General features: G+C 37.2%; 16 protein-coding genes and 1 pseudogene. 4 read left to right on the plus strand and 13 right to left on the minus strand.

Features of this window, described 5'->3' with window-relative positions; all coding sequences use genetic code 11:
• Positions 1 to 199: 199 nt before the first annotated feature.
• A pseudogene (locus ACFIK2_RS03660) lies at positions 200 to 384 on the minus strand (DNA-binding protein).
• A gap of 646 nt (positions 385 to 1,030) precedes the next feature.
• On the minus strand, positions 1,031 to 2,185 hold the full coding sequence (gene rnd / locus ACFIK2_RS03665; RefSeq protein WP_375617784.1) for a ribonuclease D: 1,155 nt from the start codon (positions 2,183 to 2,185) through the stop codon (positions 1,031 to 1,033).
• Positions 2,186 to 2,317: 132 nt separating this feature from the next.
• On the opposite strand from rnd, the gene aspS reads away from it, so the two are divergent.
• Both aspS and parC read left to right on the plus strand, forming a co-directional pair.
• Positions 2,318 to 4,111: an aspartate--tRNA ligase gene (aspS, locus tag ACFIK2_RS03670; RefSeq protein WP_375613090.1), complete on the plus strand. Its 1,794-nt coding sequence runs from the start codon at positions 2,318 to 2,320 to the stop codon at positions 4,109 to 4,111.
• 774 nt (positions 4,112 to 4,885) lie between these two features.
• Positions 4,886 to 7,135 (plus strand): DNA topoisomerase IV subunit A, encoded by a 2,250-nt coding sequence (parC, locus tag ACFIK2_RS03675; protein ID WP_375642978.1) that lies wholly within the window; start codon positions 4,886 to 4,888, stop codon positions 7,133 to 7,135.
• 339 nt (positions 7,136 to 7,474) lie between these two features.
• Here parC and ACFIK2_RS03680 read toward each other — a convergent pair whose 3' ends face one another.
• The 10 genes from ACFIK2_RS03680 to rpe all read right to left on the minus strand — a co-directional run bounded on the left by ACFIK2_RS03680 (position 7,475) and on the right by rpe (position 16,578).
• Positions 7,475 to 8,731 carry a multidrug effflux MFS transporter gene (locus ACFIK2_RS03680; RefSeq protein WP_375634474.1) on the minus strand — a complete coding sequence of 419 codons (1,257 nt, stop codon included), beginning with the start codon at positions 8,729 to 8,731 and terminating at the stop codon, positions 7,475 to 7,477.
• Between the two features lie 71 nt (positions 8,732 to 8,802).
• Positions 8,803 to 9,135: a Grx4 family monothiol glutaredoxin gene (gene grxD / locus ACFIK2_RS03685; RefSeq protein ID WP_015856495.1), complete on the minus strand. Its 333-nt coding sequence runs from the start codon at positions 9,133 to 9,135 to the stop codon at positions 8,803 to 8,805.
• A gap of 98 nt (positions 9,136 to 9,233) precedes the next feature.
• The gene (locus tag ACFIK2_RS03690) at positions 9,234 to 9,467 is read right to left on the minus strand and encodes a BolA/IbaG family iron-sulfur metabolism protein (protein ID WP_005773427.1); all 234 of its coding nucleotides are present in this window, start codon (positions 9,465 to 9,467) and stop codon (positions 9,234 to 9,236) included.
• Positions 9,468 to 9,525: 58 nt separating this feature from the next.
• Entirely contained in the window at positions 9,526 to 11,736 is a 2,211-nt protein-coding gene (gene purL / locus ACFIK2_RS03695; RefSeq protein WP_375634475.1) for a phosphoribosylformylglycinamidine synthase subunit PurL, read from the minus strand.
• Positions 11,737 to 12,028: 292 nt separating this feature from the next.
• Positions 12,029 to 12,700 (minus strand): phosphoribosylformylglycinamidine synthase subunit PurQ, encoded by a 672-nt coding sequence (gene purQ / locus ACFIK2_RS03700; protein WP_375633167.1) that lies wholly within the window; start codon positions 12,698 to 12,700, stop codon positions 12,029 to 12,031.
• Positions 12,701 to 12,711: 11 nt separating this feature from the next.
• On the minus strand, positions 12,712 to 12,951 hold the full coding sequence (purS, locus tag ACFIK2_RS03705) for a phosphoribosylformylglycinamidine synthase subunit PurS (RefSeq protein ID WP_375611546.1): 240 nt from the start codon (positions 12,949 to 12,951) through the stop codon (positions 12,712 to 12,714).
• A 78-nt stretch (positions 12,952 to 13,029) separates the two neighbouring features.
• The gene (gene purC / locus ACFIK2_RS03710) at positions 13,030 to 13,794 is read right to left on the minus strand and encodes a phosphoribosylaminoimidazolesuccinocarboxamide synthase (RefSeq protein ID WP_375634487.1); all 765 of its coding nucleotides are present in this window, start codon (positions 13,792 to 13,794) and stop codon (positions 13,030 to 13,032) included.
• Between the two features lie 173 nt (positions 13,795 to 13,967).
• Complete coding sequence (locus tag ACFIK2_RS03715) at positions 13,968 to 14,516, minus strand: RBBP9/YdeN family alpha/beta hydrolase (RefSeq protein WP_375634476.1); 549 nt, start codon at positions 14,514 to 14,516, stop codon at positions 13,968 to 13,970.
• A gap of 68 nt (positions 14,517 to 14,584) precedes the next feature.
• The gene (gene purB / locus ACFIK2_RS03720; protein ID WP_375676892.1) at positions 14,585 to 15,892 is read right to left on the minus strand and encodes an adenylosuccinate lyase; all 1,308 of its coding nucleotides are present in this window, start codon (positions 15,890 to 15,892) and stop codon (positions 14,585 to 14,587) included.
• On the minus strand, positions 15,892 to 16,578 hold the full coding sequence (gene rpe / locus ACFIK2_RS03725; RefSeq protein ID WP_375633165.1) for a ribulose-phosphate 3-epimerase: 687 nt from the start codon (positions 16,576 to 16,578) through the stop codon (positions 15,892 to 15,894). The genes purB and rpe overlap by 1 nt, the downstream gene beginning before the upstream one ends.
• 146 nt (positions 16,579 to 16,724) lie before the next feature.
• Between rpe and ACFIK2_RS03730 the strand changes: the two genes are divergently transcribed.
• Both ACFIK2_RS03730 and dksA read left to right on the plus strand, forming a co-directional pair.
• On the plus strand, positions 16,725 to 17,264 hold the full coding sequence (locus ACFIK2_RS03730) for a flavin reductase (protein ID WP_375606632.1): 540 nt from the start codon (positions 16,725 to 16,727) through the stop codon (positions 17,262 to 17,264).
• Between the two features lie 308 nt (positions 17,265 to 17,572).
• Complete coding sequence (gene dksA / locus ACFIK2_RS03735; RefSeq protein ID WP_015856486.1) at positions 17,573 to 17,989, plus strand: RNA polymerase-binding protein DksA; 417 nt, start codon at positions 17,573 to 17,575, stop codon at positions 17,987 to 17,989.
• Between the two features lie 51 nt (positions 17,990 to 18,040).
• On the opposite strand, the gene ACFIK2_RS03740 is transcribed toward dksA, so the two are convergent.
• Positions 18,041 to 18,517, minus strand: coding sequence for a hypothetical protein (locus ACFIK2_RS03740; RefSeq protein ID WP_375617793.1), 477 nt, complete (start codon positions 18,515 to 18,517; stop codon positions 18,041 to 18,043).
• Positions 18,518 to 18,719 lie beyond the last annotated feature (202 nt).

Genomic DNA, 18,719 nt, shown 5'->3' on the forward strand with positions numbered 1-18,719 from the left:
CATGAGCTGGACAATAGGACTTGTTCCATAACGCGCCCATGCTAGACACCACGCAAAGCATTTGTTAATGCCTGAGCATTCATAAAAGAAAACATAATTTTTTATTCTGTTATTTGCGTCACAGGATGGATTTTTCACTTCATAAGCTTCATGTGAAAATGAAAAGTTTTGTCCATTTTTACGTGAAAAGGTTTTCTTTTTATGCTGCGTCGTTATAATGTTTCTGTTTAGCTTGCTCGATTATCTTGATAAGATTCGATTGTAACCAACGCGATAAAAAACAAGTTTTAAAGATTTTGGGAGAGATCCATTGGTTACATGACGCTGGAATGTTGAAATACTCATATGAAACAGTTTTGCACTTTTACGGTCTGTCAAAAGAATATCATTTCAGTCATTATAAAATCCTTTCAATATAAAAAATAGAAATAAATCATAACTATTTATTAACCATGATTTTTGAATCCTTTGAAAGGTGTTTATTTTATAAAAAGCAGCGCTTTATCATATAATTTCTTATGTGAAACTTTATGAGTCTTATTGAGATGAAATGAGAGAATCTTACGATATTCGGAGGTCTAATTCAATATAAATAACGCTAGATTATCGTTAGAAATCAATATATTGCTTTTGTTAGGTATTTTAGTTGTTATGCTGGCTTGTTTTTGATTGTTAGATTGCAATCTCGGTAGTTTTTTAATATGATATGGTGACGTGAGACATTATATCTTTGTTTGTTCCTATTTCTAGGCTGCTATTTTTGTAATGAATGTGCTTTTATATCAGAACTTTTTCTTTTCAAAACTTTTAAATAAGGAGCTGTTTGTTTTTTTAGATTATTTTTAATGGGATTGCTATTTGATTGACCTGATAAAGATTTAGCTATCATTTTAATAAGAGTTTACTATTTAATTTTTTAACTTTGTCAGAAGTAGGCTTTATTTATCCTATTTCCGTTGGCCTATAGGGTATACCAATTGATGTAGATAATGAGTAGCATATAATGGATTTTTCAAAATGAAAATGTAAATTAAAGCTGTTTTGTGTTTATTTTTCCATCGTTACAGTAAAACCCTATCTGGCCCTTTAGCAGTTGTTCGGCTTTTTGTCCAAATATTTCATAGCGCCAGCCATTCATAGCGGGAATATTTTTCTTTATTCCTCCATTGGCAATTTTTTCTAAATCATTAGATGTTGCAATAATTTTAGGGGCAATGCTGTTTTCATTTGCAACAATTTTTAATAACACTTTGAGCAGATCGATAACAGCGGCTGTCGTATCATTGAGTGGATTATGTTTAGGAATGGGGGGTAAAGTAGAAAGATCTACCTCTAATCCTTCGTGGACAGCTTTGATTAATGATTGAGCAATTGAGAGTTTATCCCAATTCTTATTAAGACTGCGCAACCGTTTTAATGCAGATTCATCTTTTGGTTGTTGGGTTGCTATTTCTATAAGACATTCATCTTTTATGATATGACGACGTGGCATATTGTATTTTCGTGCTTCACGTTCCCGCCAAGCTGCTATCTTTTGTAATACAGCAAGTTCACGTGGCTTTTTAATTTTTCCTTTCACTTTTTTCCATGCTTCATCTTCTGGCATATCATAGGTTTTAGGATTTAAAAGGATTGTTATTTCATCGTTCATCCAGTGAGCACGTTGATTTTTTTCTAACCTTTTTTTCAATAACAGGTAAACATCTCTTAAGTAAGTTACATCGGCAAGTGCATAGAGCAGTTGTTTTTCAGACAAAGGGCGGTAACTCCAGTCTGTAAAGCGGGAGGATTTATCAAGATGATGCCCCGTGCAGCGTTGTACAATTTGATCATAGGAGATAGAATCACCAAATCCACAAATTGATCCTGCTATTTGCGTATCAAAGAGAGGGGAAGGAATAACACCTCCAAGATGATAAATTGTTTCAATATCTTGGCGCGCAGCATGAAAAACTTTTACAACTTTTTTATCGATCATAAGGTCAAAAAAAGGTTGTAAATCAATATTTGGTGCTATGGGATCAATCAAAACTGTGACATCTGGTGATGCGAGCTGGATTAAACACAGTTGAGGCCAAAAAGTTGTTTCGCGAATAAACTCAGTATCGACTGTTACAAAATCAGAGGTACGTAGAGCGTTAAGTGCAATTTCAAGATCTGTTGTTTGTGTAATAAGATTCATCATTTTATTATAATTCGATAAATTAAATTTGTGCTTTATTGACTTTATTTCTGAGTTTTTATTCTCATATCTTGACAAATGGTTATTAAAAAGCGTTTGTAGCGCATGTGAATATTATAATCAAAGGCAAAAAACATGCACCGTTATCGCAGTCATCATTGTGCGGCTCTTCGTAGATGTGATGTAGGAACACAAGTTCGTCTTTCGGGGTGGGTTCATCGTGTTCGTGATCATGGAGGGATTCTTTTTGTGGATTTACGTGATCATTTTGGAATCACACAAATTGTTGCTGACCCTGCTTCACCAGCTTTTAAAGTTATTGAAAAAGTGCGTTCTGAATGGGTTATTCGTGTGGATGGGGAGGTATGTGCTCGTTCTGATGAAGTTATTAATGCAACGCTTCCAACAGGTGAGATTGAAATTTTTGCACAAGAGGTAGAAATTCTTTCAAAATCTGATGAGCTTCCTTTACCGGTTTTTGGTGAGCCTGATTATCCAGAAGATATTCGATTAAAATATCGTTTTCTTGATTTGCGTCGGGAGACTATGCACAAAAATATCATGCGTCGGACTGAAATTATTGCGGCTATGAGACGAGCTATGCAAAATAATGGTTTTACGGAATTTACGACGCCACTTTTGACAGCTTCATCGCCGGAAGGCGCACGTGATTTTTTGGTTCCAAGTCGTGTTCATCAGGGAAAATTTTATGCGTTACCGCAAGCGCCACAGCAATATAAACAGTTGTTGATGATGTCAGGTTTTGATCGTTATTTTCAGATTGCTCCATGTTTTAGAGATGAAGATCCAAGGGCCGACCGTCTTCCTGGTGAATTTTATCAATTAGATGTTGAAATGAGTTTTGTTGAGCAAGAAGATGTTTTAGCAACTATGGAACCTATTATGCGTTCTATTTTTGAAGAATTTGCAGATGGAAAGACTGTGACACAAAGCTTTCCTCGCATTTCCTATGATGAAGCAATGCGAAAATATGGTTCTGATAAGCCTGATCTGCGTAATCCGATCATTATGGAAGATGTTTCTCAGCATTTTTATAATTCTGGTTTCAAAGTCTTTGCTCAAATTTTAGCGAATGATGAGAATGCACAAGTGTGGGCTATTCCAGCTAAAACGGGTGGAAGTCGTGCTTTTTGTGATCGTATGAATGTATGGGCACAAGGCGAGGGGCAACCAGGGCTCGGCTATATTTTCTGGCGTGAAGAAGAAGGAAAATTTGAAGGAGCAGGGCCTATCGCCAAAAATATTGGTGAACAGAGGACTGAAGCAATCCGTATACAGCTTGGACTTGAAAGTGGGGACGCCTGTTTTTTTGTAGCTGGCGATCCAAAAAAGTTTTCATCTTTTGCCGGAGCAGCACGCACAAGGGTAGGGGAAGAATTAGATCTTCTTGATAGAGATAGTTTCTCTTTGGCGTGGATTGTTGATTTTCCATTTTTTGAATGGAATGAAGATGAAAAAAAGATTGATTTTGGACATAATCCTTTTTCCATGCCTCAAGGGGGAGAAAATGCTCTTGCCTGTCAAGATCCTCTTACTATTAAAGCCTTTCAATATGATCTTGTTTGCAATGGTTATGAAATTGCATCAGGTGGAATTCGTAATCACTTACCAGAAATGATGCTTAAAGTTTTTGAACTTGTAGGACTTTCTAAGGAAGTTGTGAAAGATCGTTTCGGTGGTCTTTATCGTGCATTCCATTATGGGGCTCCGCCACATGGTGGTATGGCTGCGGGAATTGACCGCATCATTATGCTGTTGCAAGGTGTTAAAAATTTGCGTGAAGTTGCTTTATTTCCTATGAATCAACAGGCGCTTGATCTTTTGATGAGTGCTCCGTCTGATGTTTCTCCTACACAATTACGTGATTTAGGAATCCGCATGGCTCCTACTCACAAAAATAGCTCATAAAGTTGATAATGGATTGTTTTCATCTTTTCTACGTAGAGTGAAGTTTTGATGCCTCTCAAGAGCATCGGTGTGTGTGTACTGTTTGTAAAATTTAGATAGGCAAAACGCTATTGTTTAATTTTTTACGAGGCATTTTTATTGCTTGTTTCTATAGAGACTCTTCTCCTTGTGATAGGTGAGAAAATAATTATGATTGCTTGATCATGAATAAATTAGAAATGAAAGAATTCTATAATATTCGGGAGTCTCATTTTATTTGAAAAAAAATAAATTATCTTTACATGTCAATACATTATTTATTTTTTTATTGAAGTTTTTACAACGTTGTAGCAGAGAATTGTGTCTCTTCGTTTTTATGAGAATAATGTGATTTTCCATTCTATCGACTTACTCTGAAAAGCTTAAATTTCATAAGCTTTGAACATTTTTTTAGTTTTTCATAGAAAAACTGAAGGGGATTGTTATACAATTTATCTGTATAATAAAAGATGATGTTTGAAAGCTGCTTTTGTCATTCCAGAAAAGATGAAATAACTCTTTGTGGGCAGTTAAATTATCGTCGGATTTGACAAAGCTTTCAATAAATTACTTAGGGCAAGGGGGAAGGATATGTATAAATTTTTCAAATTGATATAATTTTCTATTCATGTTCTAATTGCAGCGTTTGTTTTTATGTAATTGACTTTTAATAAAAAAGCCGACTCATAGAAGATTTCATTAAATAAATCCTATAAAATAATTTCTTATTATTGTGGGAATTGTTGTTTTAATACTATGTCTGATAAAATGAATTTACCTTTTGATAAAGAACATATTGAACCAATAGAATTACGTTCTGCTTTACAGGAACGTTATTTGGCTTATGCACTTTCTACGATTACACACCGTGCATTGCCTGATGTACGTGATGGATTGAAGCCGGTCCACCGGCGGATTGTTCATGCGATGCGTCTTCTCAAACTAAATCCTGGACAGTCTTATGCGAAATGTGCGCGGATTGTTGGTGATGTCATGGGAAAATTTCATCCTCATGGGGATGCGTCTATTTATGATGCCTTGGTGCGCTTGGCTCAAAGTTTTGCTGTTCGTTATCCGTTAGTTGATGGGCAAGGCAATTTTGGTAATATTGATGGTGATAATGCTGCTGCCATGCGTTATACGGAAGCACGTATGACTGAAGTGGCTGCATTGTTACTTGAAGGAATTAATGAGAATGCTATTGATTTTCGTTTAACCTATAATGAGGAAGATGAAGAGCCTGTTGTTTTACCAGGAGCTTTCCCTAATCTTTTAGCAAATGGTTCTTCTGGTATTGCTGTTGGTATGGCAACATCTATTCCCCCCCATAATGTTGCTGAGCTTTGTGATGCAGCACTCCATTTGATTGCGCATCCCGATGTAAATGATGAGGAATTAAATCAATTTGTTCTTGGTCCTGATTTTCCGACGGGGGGAATTTTAGTTGAACCTAAAAAAAGTATTGAGGAATCCTATCGTGTTGGGCGTGGATTTTTTCGCTTGCGTTCACGTTGGCATCAGGAGCCTGGTAGCCGTGGTTCTTATGTGATTGTTGTGACTGAAATTCCCTATCAGATTCAAAAGTCACGTCTTATTGAAAAAACAGCAGAGTTATTGCTTGCACGCCGATTGCCAATGCTTGAGGATATCCAAGATGAATCAGCAGAAGATATCAGAATCGTGCTGGTTCCTAAAAATCGGTCGGTTGATCCGGAGCTCCTCATGGAGTCTCTTTTTAAATTGACTGACTTTGAAGTAAGATTTCCCCTTAATCTGAATGTTTTGTCTTTGGGAAAAATACCTAATGTCCTTTCTTTGCGAGAAAGTTTGAAGCAATGGCTTGAACATCGTCAGGAAGTGCTTATTCGTCGCTCTCATTATCGGCTGGATCAAATTGATAGCCGATTGGAAATTCTTCATGGATATCTGATTGCCTATTTAAATCTCGATGAGGTCATTCAGATTATTCGTGAAGATGATGAACCGAAAAAGAAGCTGATTAATCGGTTTGAATTAACAGAAAATCAAGCTGAAGCTATTCTTAATATGCGCTTGCGTTCTTTGCGTAAGCTTGAGGAATTTGAAATTCGTAAAGAATTTGAAAGTTTGAAAGCTGAAAAAGAAAAGCTAAAGAATTTGTTAGCTTCTCCTATAAAACAGTGGAAAATAATTTCAGAAGAAATCAAAAAAGTTCGAAACACTTTTGGTCCTGAAACACTCTTGGGGAAAAGACGTACGACGTTTGAAGAGGCACCAAGACATGATCTTGATGATATTCAACAAGCAATGATCGAAAAAGAACCGATTACTATTGTTATTTCTGAAAAGGGGTGGATGCGCGCTTTGAAGGGACATTTGACCGATTATAAAGCACTTTCTTTTAAAGAAGGAGACAGTTTAAAGTTAGCCTTTCCAGCATTTACGACCGACAAGATTGTGCTGATCAGTACGGGGGGGAAGTTTTTTGCTATTGGTGCAAATAATTTACCTGGAGGGCGGGGACATGGTGAACCTATTCGTCTCTTAGTTGATATGGATGATGAGCACGATGTTCTCACAGCTTTTGTGCATCACGCCGAGGAAAAATTGCTTTTGGTTTCATCTCACGGTAATGGTTTTATTGTTTCTTCTGCAGAAGTGATCGCCAATACACGAAAAGGAAAGCAAGTGATGAATGTGAAAGCTCCTGATAAGGTAAAGCTTTGTGTTCCGGTAAATGGTGATCATGTTGCTGTAGTCGGTGAAAACCGTAAAATGCTTATTTTTTCTATTGAACAAATACCAGAAATGAATCGCGGTAAGGGTGTTCGTTTACAGCGTTATAAAGAAGGTGTTGTTGTTGATGCCAAGACTTTTAATTTATCAGAAGGCTTAAGTTGGCAAGATACAGCTGAACGAATCTTTAACCGTCAAGCTGATGATCTCATTGAATGGATGGGAATGCGTGCGGGCGTCGGGCGTTTGGTTCCAAGAGGATTTCCAAAATCAGGAAAATTTATCAATTAAATGTATTTTATACACGGGAAAGTTCCCTATGGTTTTATGATTGTGTAAGATATTAATTTATAAAGATAATTTATTATTTTTATATTGAACGAAAAACCTAAAGCGTAAGTTTTTTCTATTTCGATCTTGTTCAGGTTAAATCAATCAAAACTGTTTTTTAACATTACAGCATTTATAGGTGCTGTCGTGAAATGATTTGATATTTCGAGAGTTGTACCTTTAAACAAACAATGTGAATGTTTAACACAAGAGTGTTCTATTTGGAGATGTTTTATTTTGTCTGATAGGTTTATCTTCTTATTGTTCAAGAGAGATGTTATTAATCTTTCGTAGTAATATTTATTCGTTAGGATTACTATGATATTGCCTAAAAAGATGACCACGTTCAGCCCATAAGACGAGAAGTATGGCAGTGAGACTCAGAAAGAAAAATCCTGCTGAGTTTGGGATGGTTGTTTCATCAAATTGTTGGGCAATAAAAAAGCTGAGTCCTGCACCGATAGATGTTTGAAGAAAGCCGGATACAGAAGAAGCTGTTCCAGCAATTTCTCCCACAGATTCGAGAGAGAGTGTATTGAAATTGGCCATAATGCCACCGCAGGCAAACATCAATATACAGAATAACAGCATGTAAAAAGCAAAAGGAAGGATACCATCTGTTAAGATAGAGCCAATAAACCATACACATGAAGTGATACAAAAGAGCAAAAGCATAGTATGAGCAATACGCCGCATTCCAAGGCGTCCAACGAGTTGAGAGTTCATGAATGATGAGAAAGCCTGAAATGCAGCACCAACTGCAAAGGCAATAGGGAACCAAAGTCCTAGATTATAGATCCCTTCATACGTTTGTTGTGATGTATTAACGGCGGTAAAGATACAGCCTAAAATAATCGAAGTTGCTAGTGTATAGCAAAGTGTTGTGCGATTGGTTATTACAATCCATAAATTATGTTTGACTGAAGAAAAGGAAAGAGAGCGTTGCGCATAAAGAGTTTCCGGCAAGCGGAATTGAATCCAAATCATCAACCCGAAACCAATCATTGCCATGAAAATAAAAATATATTGCCAATGTCCGAGCTGTAAAATGATCTGTCCTGTTGCGGGACCAACCATTGGTGCAACAAGAAAAACCATCATAACAATAGACATAACTTCTGCCATTTTTCGACCACTGTAAAGATCACGTACGACGGAAACTGTAAGAACCCGCATAGCAGCTCCTCCAATACCTTGTAAGATACGCAAAATAAGTAAGAGAGAAAAATCAGTTACAAAGGCACAGCCAATCGCCGTAAATGAATAAAAAGCAAGACCAATAAGAATAAGTTTACGTCGTCCATACCTATCGCTTATTGGACCGAAAAATATTTGAGCAATACCATAGCTAATAAGATAACTCGAAATGATATAATGTTGATCATTTTCATTGAGAACATTTAAACCATCTAAAATATTAGGCATAGCTGGCAGCATAATATCAACAGCTATAGCGTTAATAGCCATGAGCGAAGCAATAAGAATAACAAATTCTTTATAGCCAATTTTTTTTCTAATCGCATCACTATGCGTTTGTTCATCGACTGAATATGACATATGGCATCCTTGAAATAGAAATTTCGTCTGAAAACAGCTCTTTTTAAGAGTCTGAATAAAATGAAAGATACCTATGATTGATTACAGGGAATATTTTTTTCTTTCAAAAGTTCCTGTAACTCATTGTTTTGAAACATCTCTTTAACAATATCACAGCCTCCGACAAATTCACCCTTGATATACAGCTGTGGAATTGTTGGCCAATTTGAGTAATCTTTAATTCCTTGACGCAATTCGTTAGAAGTTAAGATATTAATTCCTTTATAATTCAATCCTAAATAGTCAAGGATTTGAACAACTTGTCCTGAAAACCCGCATTGCGGAGCATCAGGTGTTCCTTTCATGAATAAAATGACGTCGTTTGTTTTAATCTCGTTGTCAATAAAATCATGAACAGTGGTCATTTTTATCCCTCGATATTTCAGATTTTTATAAGTGTGTAATTTATATTCATACTGTTTTTAATCGTATTAAATGAGTGAATGCAAGAAGAAATTTTAGATTATTTTGGGATATTTGTTTGCAACATTAAGGCGTGAAGGTCATTTCCCATATTGCCTTTAAGGGCATCATAGACCATTTTATGTTGTTGAACACGGGTTTTACCACGAAAACTTTCAGAAATAACTTCTGCAGCATAATGTTCCCCATCTCCAGCAAGATCACGAATTGTTACAGTAGCATCAGGAATGCCTTCACGAATAAGCGTTTCAATTGCATGGGCACTCATTGCCATCATTATTCTCCTATGTTGTTCATTTTTTTATAAAGGCTGTTTAAGAGAAAAACAATTTTTACTCTTCACCCATAAATTGTGGAAACCAGTTTTCATAGGCTTTTGTGAGTTTGTCTATAGAAAGTTTTAGTATTCCATCTATATCAAGTGCATCACCTGCAACTTGACCTAGCTCTGTTAAAGAAACTGCACTTATTTGTGCGAGCTCTTTAAGACTATTAAGAGAGTGAGGTTTGACGGCTAAAAGATAACGTCCTTGGTCTTCTCCAAAAAGTTCTGCATGATGGGGTGATTTATTGCTTAATTTTACTTTGATTCCTTTACCTGCTTTAATCACCATTTCAGCAAGTGCTATCGCTAATCCTCCGTCAGAAATGTCATGAGCAGCATGAACAAAACCACGATGTATGACATCTCGAATAAATTGACCATGCTTTTTTTCAAGTTGTAAATCTACAGGGGGGGGGGCACCTGCATCAATATTTAAAATGTTACGTGCATAGATTGATTGTCCTAAATGGGAGCCGCAATTTCCTACTAAAACAAGAATATCTCCATTTTGCATACCACTTATTGTTACCATTTTAGACCAATCATTAAGAAGACCTACACCAGCAATTGTGGGGGTTGGAAGAATGGCATCCCCATTTGTTTCGTTGTAAAGAGAAACATTGCCTGAAACGATAGGAAAATCGAGGATTCTACAAGCTTCTCCTATACCTTTAATAGCAAAAACCAGCTGTCCCATAATTTCAGGTTTTTCAGGGTTACCAAAATTGAGATTATCTGTAGCAGCCAGTGGTGTTGCACCTGTCGTACTAATGTTTCGCCAGCATTCTGCGACAGCTTGTTTTCCTCCTTCATAAGGGTCTGCTTCACAATAGCGAGGTGTTACATCAGAAGAAAAAGCAAGAGCACGTTTGCTGTTGTTTCCTAAACGGATAACGCCTGCATCACCTCCTGGACAAACAAGGCTATTTCCTTGGATAAGAGTATCATATTGTTCATAAACCCATCGCCGAGAACTTTGATCAGCAGAATTCAATAAGCTCAGAAGCGCATCACCAAGATTTTCAACTTTTTTGACGTCTTCTGCTTTCAAGGATGTTTTTTTTGCCGGCTCACTCCAAGGACGATCATAAACAGGCGCTTCATCACCAAGCTCTTTGATGGGAAGATTGACAACTTCTTCCCCTTGATGAGATACACGAAAACGTAAATCATCGGTTGTTTTCCCAATGATAGAAAAATGCAGCCCCCACTTATGAAAAATTGCTTCTGCTTGCTTTTCTAGTTCTGGTTTAAGAACCATGAGCATGCGCTCTTGACTTTCAGAAAGCATCATTTCATAGGCTGTCATGTTTTCTTCTCGAACAGGAACTGTATCGAGATTAAGCTGTATCCCTAGATTTCCTTTTGCACCCATTTCAACGGCAGAAGAGGTAAGTCCTGCTGCCCCCATATCTTGAATAGCAACTACGGCTCCAAGTTCCATGAGCTCTAAACATGCTTCAAGAAGACATTTTTCTGTAAAAGGATCACCTACTTGAACAGTTGGGCGTTTTTCACTGATTGAATCATCAAATTCAGCAGAGGCCATTGTTGCCCCACCGACACCATCACGTCCTGTTTTTGCACCAAGGTAAACAACAGGGAGTCCGATGCCTTGTGCTTTAGAATAAAAAAGGGCGTCTGTCTTTGCAATACCGGCGACAAAAGCGTTAACAAGGATATTGCCATTATAACGCTCATCAAAATTTACTTCTCCACCAACCGTTGGAACACCAAAAGAATTGCTGTAACCACCTATTCCAGAAACAACACCAGAAACAAGATGGCGTGTTCGTGGGTGATCAGGAGCACCAAATCGCAATGCATTTATAGCAGCAACAGGACGGGCTCCCATTGTAAAGACATCACGTAAAATACCACCAACACCTGTCGCTGCACCTTGATAAGGTTCAATATAAGAAGGGTGGTTATGGCTTTCCATTTTGAAAACAACACATTGTCCTTCGCCAATATCAACAACACCAGCATTTTCACCAGGTCCTTGGATGACACATTTTCCTTCTGTCGGAAGAGTTTTTAGCCATTTTTTAGATGATTTATAGGAACAATGCTCGTTCCACATTGCAGAAAAAATTCCTAGTTCAGTAAATGTGGGTTCTCTACCGATTAACGTCAGGATACGTTGATATTCATCTTCTTTTAGCCCGTGTTGTGCAATGAGTTCTGGTGTAATAGTGATGTTATTGCAAGGCTTCATGAGTATTTATCCGTCAAATTAATCGAAATTTAGTATTTTTATTTTTTTACCTAGCAGCTTATATTATAAACAATAATGTTGTTTAATAATAAAAATATTTATAGACAGTAAGCTAAAGATTTTGTCCGTTTGTTTGGTGGGATTTAAGACTAAAAATGGTCTTAAATAATTATGTGTTTAGAAAATAATATCCATTGTTGTTTGTGAAGAGCTTTGTTTATAGATTTATGATGCGAGAAATGGTATAAATCCTTGTTTTTTTAAATTATGGAGCGCGAGTACTTTTGCAGCATTATCCATTTACTAACTCTAAAGCACTTTGAAAAAGTAAACGACCGTCAGTACCTCCGTGGGCGGGTTCAATAAAGTTTTCAGGATGGGGCATCATACCAAGAATATTACCAACTTTATTAACAATACCAGCAATATCTTTCATTGAGCCGTTCGGGTTTGTATTTTCTGCATAGCGAAAAACAATTTGTTCATTGTCTTCCATTTGTTTCAATGTTTCACTATCAACAAAATAATTTCCGTCATGATGGGCAACAGGACAACGAATAATTTGTCCTTTAGAATAATATCGAGAAAATTTTGTCTTGGCGTTAACGACTTCAAGTTTGATTTCACGACAAACAAATTTTAAAGAAGCGTTACGCATTAAAGTACCGGGTAATAATCCTGCTTCCAACAAAATTTGAAATCCATTACAGATACCTATTATTGTCGTACCTTCTTGTGCTTTTTCACGAATGGCTTTTAAGACGGGAGTTCGCGCTCCAATTGCACCACATCTTAAGTAGTCGCCATAGGAAAAACCACCAGGAATAATAATAACATCTACATCTGGAATTGTTGTTTCTGTTTGCCAAATTTTTAGTGGCTCAACTCCCGTTATATGATGTAATGCTGCAATCATATCTCGATCACGATTTAATCCAGGAAGTTGAATGATGGCAGTTTTCATGAGCGTTTCACTTACAGAAGTTCGATTGTATAATTTTCAATGACAGTATTTGCGAGTAACTCTTCACACATTTGTTCAAGTTTTTTCTTTGCAGTTTCAGAAGGTAGATCATCAAGAACAATATCAAAAACCTTTCCTTGACGAATAGATTGAATGCCTTCGAAAGCCAAACTTTTTAAAGCACCGACAATCGCTTCTCCTTGTGGATCAAGAACGCTTTCTCTTAAAGTAACTGTAATGCGTGCTTTCATTTTTTGCTTCCTGCTTTTTAAAAGAACCTCTCCTTTGAAGAGGGGTGTTTGTATAAGGTGATGTTTTTTACCTTGTTTTTACTTTACGAGAACGGGACCACTTGGTCGTGTTGGTTCGTTTTCATTTATAATACCAAGACGTTTGGCAACTTCTTGATAGGCATTAATAAGCCCTCCCATATCACGACGAAAACGGTCTTTATCCATTTTTTCTTGTGTGTGCATATCCCATAGTCGTGCAGAATCAGGAGAGATTTCATCAGCAAGAACAATGCGCATTGTTTCATCTTCCCACAGGCGACCAAATTCCATTTTAAAATCAATTAATTGGATGTTAACACCGGCAAAAAGCCCAGAAAGAAAATCATTAATACGAATTGAAAGTTGCATGATATCTTCTATCTCTTGTGGGACAGCCCACCCAAAAGCTGTGATATGTTCTTCCGTTACCATAGGATCATCGAGAGAATCATTTTTATAGTAGAATTCAATGATGGATTGCGGAAGCGGGGTTCCTTCTTCCAGTCCTAAACGCTTAGCAAGAGAGCCGGCAGCAACATTGCGAACAACAACTTCCAACGGAATGATTTCCACCGCTTTAATAAGCTGTTCGCGCATGTTTATACGTTTGATAAAATGTGTTGGGATGCCCAAACGTCCAAGATGGCTAAAAATATGTTCCGAAATTCGGTTGTTTAAAACCCCCTTTCCGTCGATAATTTCATGTTTTTTTGCATTAAAGGCAGTTGCATCATCTTTAAAAAATTGAATATAAGTCCCTGGTTCAGGTCCTTCATATAAAATTTTAGCCTTGCCTTCATAAATACGGTGGCGACGATTCATCATGATTCTCTATTTATCTTGAGAGGTTTTTAATAACATTGATAAATGATACTATCCTAATTGATAGAATTTCTCAATGATATTGCTATGATACTTTTATAATTTTTATCATTACACGTTTATCCAAAGGTGAAGATACATAAGCGATGAGAAAGAAGATCACCTCTTTTGGATCAAATTTTTGCAAGAAAGTGAGAGAGGACCATAAGCCCTTCAGGCCAAGGTCCGTGTCCGGATTCTGCGTTAATATGGCCAGAATACCCAGCATCAACAAAGAGTGATCCCCAATCATTGGCAATTTTTTCTGCTACTGAAAATTGACAAAACTCATCGTTGCGACTGGCTATGACAATAGAAGGAAAAGGAAGCTTTTGGCGATGATAGGGGCCAAATGTCATTAAATGTTTGGGACGTATTTTTTCATTGGCGACATCTGGAGGGGCAACAAAGAAAGCGCCACAAATTTTTTCTGTATTGTGTACAGTTGCATGAATAACACTGGGAACTCCTAATGAATGAGCAATAAGCATAACAGGTCTTTGAGCTTTTGCGATGGCGGTTTTAACTTTGTTAACCCACTCTTCACAAACAGGCTTTGACCAATGGAGTTGTTCAATGCGGCGGGCTGTCGACAATTTTTTTTCCCAGCGTGTTTGCCAATGATCTGGACCAGATCCTTTGTAGCCAGGAACAATAAGAATATCGAGTTGATTTGCTTTCATGAATTGTTTTCTTTGTTACAACAGATTTTTGATCATAGGTGGAATGGATTTTGGTTTTCTATGTCGCTTTATTGTTCTTCAAAAACACGTTTAAAAATCGTATTGATATGTTTGGTGTGGTAAGAAAGATCAAATTTTTCGCGAAGCTCTTCTTCACTTAAAGCTTTGGTAACATCTTTATCGTTGAGGAGTTCTTCTAAAAAATCTTTTCCTTGTTCCCAAACTTTCATCGCATTTCGTTGTACAATCCGATAAGAATCTTCACGACTAATCCCTGCTTGTGTGAGTGCTAAAAGAACCCGTTGTGAGTGAACAAGACCGCGGAATTTATTGAGATTTTTTTGCATATTTTCTGGATAGACAATGAGATTTTCAATGACAGATGTGAGGCGAGAAAGAGCAAAATCAAGTGTAATAGTCGCATCTGGAGCAATATAACGCTCAACAGATGAATGGGAAATATCACGTTCATGCCAAAGAGCTACATTTTCCATGGCTGGGAGTGCAAATGCACGTACCATACGGGCTAATCCAGTTAAATTTTCTGTTAAAATTGGATTACGTTTATGAGGCATTGCCGATGAACCTTTTTGCCCAGGTGAGAAATGTTCCTCTGCTTCAAGAACTTCTGTTCGTTGTAAATGGCGTATTTCTATTGCTAGCCTTTCAATAGAGGAAGCAATAACACCAAGTGTTGCAAAAAACATAGCATGACGATCTCTTGGTATTACTTGGGTGGAAACCGGTTCAGCACGCATCCTCAAGGCTTTTGCTACATGTGCTTCAACGCGTGGATCGATATTTGCAAAAGTTCCTACAGCTCCTGAAATCGCGCAAGTAGAAATTTCTTCTCGTGCGGCAAGAAGACGTTTGCGACAACGGGAAAATTCAGCGTATGCAAGAGCAAACTTGATTCCAAATGTTGTCGGTTCGGCATGAATGCCATGACTCCGCCCAATGGTGATTGTCTCTTTATGCTCAAAAGCCCGTCTTTTTAATGCTTCAAGAAGTTGGTCTATATCCTCTAGCAAAATATCACTCGCACGCATCAATTGAATGTTCAGCGTTGTATCGAGAACATCAGATGATGTCATGCCTTGGTGGATAAAACGTGCTTCTGGTCCAATGAATTCAGCTAGGTGGGTTAGAAATGCGATAACATCATGTTTGCTAATTGCTTCAATTTCATCAATGCGATTGATATCAAATTTAGCTGCTGCCCCTTTTTCCCAAATGACTTTGGCGGCTTCTTTCGGAATAATCCCTAATTGAGCAAGGGCATCACAGGCATGGGCTTCAATTTCAAACCAAATACGATATTTTGTTTCAGGAGACCAAATTGTTACCATTGCAGGGCGGGAATAACGTGCGATCATCATTTTTTTCCTTGTTGTGAGAGGATTGCGGCTTGCCGCAATGCATTAATACGTGTTTTGTAAAGCTCTTTATTTCCATCTTTATAAATTGCAGAGCCTGCGACAAATACATTTGCACCAGCTTTTGCAGCTATCCCAATTGTATCAACGGTGATACCACCATCAACTTCAAGATCAATAGGGCGGTTTGCAATCATGCTTTTAACGCGCTTAATTTTATCTTTTATTTCTGGAATAAAACTTTGTCCACCAAAACCGGGATTGACCGTCATGATGAGAATGAGATCTAATTGATCAAGCAAATATTCAAGGATATGTTCAGGGGTGCTTGGATTGAGTGCGATTCCTGCTTTTTTCCCCATTTTTTTGATTGTTTGTAATGAACGATGAAGATGTGGACCTGCTTCAGCATGAATAGTTATAATATCTGAACCTGCTTTTGCAAAAGCTTCTAAATAAGGGTCTACTGGTGCGATCATCAGGTGGACATCAAATATTGCTTTTGTTAATGGGCGCAGAGCTTTGACGATTTCAGGACCAAAGGTGATGTTAGGAACAAAGTGCCCATCCATAATATCAAGATGAAGCCAATCTGCACCAGCATCAACAACATCTAACATTTCTTGTCCAAGTTTAGAAAAATCAGAAGCCAAGAGAGAAGGCGAAATGAGATGTGCATGGGGCATTAAAATCTCCTTAGATTGGCAGTTTTTATCATATCGCTGTGTATACACAAATATTTTTTGTGTTATGACGGAAAAGAAAAAATATGTATTATAGGTCTTTTTATGGAAAGATCGCTTGAAATTTTAAAGCTTTATAAGTGAAAGATATGTCGAATCATAAAACATATTTGATGCCTGAACTTCAACATAAACATACTATTGCGGTTTCTTCCCAAGAATATCGAGATGCCATGAGTCTTTTTGCAGGAGCTGTGCATATTGTGACAACAAATGGTATTAAGGGAAGACGCGGGGTGACTGTTTCGGCGTGTTGTTCTTTATCTGATAATCCTCCAACCCTTCTTGTTTGTCTCATGCGCCATAATTTAAAGAATCAGGTGTTTATGGAGAATGGAAATTTTTGTGTTAATAGCTTGGCAGGAAAACATCGCTCATTAGCGGATGTTTTTTCGAGGCGTTGCAATTCTACACAAAATGAGCGTTTTGATGTTGCTCAATGGGGAGCTTTGCAAACGGGGGCGCCTAGTCTTTCAGACGCTCTAGCGTCGTTTGATTGTCGTTTGATTTGTTGGCACGAACACGCAACCCATTGTGTTTTGATTGGTGAGGTTGTTGCAATCAACTGTAATAAAGAAAAAGATGCTTTGATGTATTTGAAACGTGAATATCACACTTTGCCTTTATAAAGATTTTATTTTTTTGCATTGATGAAATGATTTATTGTTGCTTCATTTAGATTTTAAACAATGTAGAGAGTAGGGGAGGGATGGCTCTGATATCTGATTTCCTTCTTTTTAAAGTTTTTCAATAAGCGAGAAAAATGATTTTGGATGAGATTTGATCAAGAATTCAATCTACATAAAAAAGCGATCAAACCTAAACAGTGCATTTAGATATATTCGTCGATTGTTATGAAAAAACATTTTACTCTTGTGTTGATGGGTATTGCACAATATATAGACCGCACATAGCATATGTGGAGGTTTTTTATTGCATGAGCGAAGAGATTGATGGTCAATATCGCCCTAGTGAAGATGAGCCTTTTATGAATGAGCGGCAAAAGGCGTATTTTCGTGCTAAATTGGTTTCTTGGAAGAATGATATATTAAAAGAAGCTCGTGAGACTTTGGAAAATTTGCAGGAAGAGAATGTTGGTCAGCCCGATTTGACTGATCGGGCTTCTTGTGAAACTGATCGTACAATCGAATTACGTGCTCGTGATCGTCAGAGGAAACTTATTTCAAAAATAGATGCTGCTTTAGAGCGCATTGATAATGGGACATACGGTTTTTGTGAAGAAACCGGCGAACCCATTAGTATAAAGCGTCTTGAGGCTCGGCCGATAGCCGTTTTGTCATTGGAAGCGCAAGAACGTCATGAACGACGTGAAAGAGTTTATCGCGATGATTAAGGTTATTGAGATGATAAACAAACGAAATTCGTGGTGATAAAATTGTATATTTTATTTTTGAGGGGTAGGAATGAATAAAGATGGTTCTTGCCGCCCCTCAATTTCGGCGGTGATGGCTGAATCTTTTACCGCTTGATTCGTAAAAGGAGAGGGACTTTTATCCGATATATCGTTTCTTTCTGGAAGGGCGGAATTTAGATGTGTGTGTGTTTCTCTTTTTTGTATTTTTGATGTACCAGTAATATCAGATTCTACAACCACATCTGTTAATCCGCCAATAAGGAGCAAATGTTCTTTATTATCGCAACGGACTAAAACAAGGCGGCGTGCCCGATCTATAGAAATTACTTCACATAATGCTAATCGTGATAGACTTTTTTTTCTATTAATGCTGTATCTTCCCGTACTTAAGCGACGTAAAAACACGATAATTACGGTAATAGCTGCGATTGTTATTATAAAAAGCAAAAAGCTTATCGTTATGTTTGCAGCAAATACACCTATTTGCTCTGATAACCAGATATACATAGATTTTCTCCCATTTTGGATGGAAATATTATTTTTTATTGAGATAAATTTATAAACATACCCTCAAAAGGTTCACTTATAATGGTAAGAAATAAACTTTTGAATATTAAGCGAGCTTATCTTAGATAATATCATAGCATATACTTTATAACAACATAACAACGAATATAAAGGAAGTTTTGTGACATAAGAAATAGCTATA

It is taken from the genome of Bartonella sp. AP88XZML (assembly GCF_042195565.1).
GTDB lineage: Bacteria > Pseudomonadota > Alphaproteobacteria > Rhizobiales > Rhizobiaceae > Bartonella.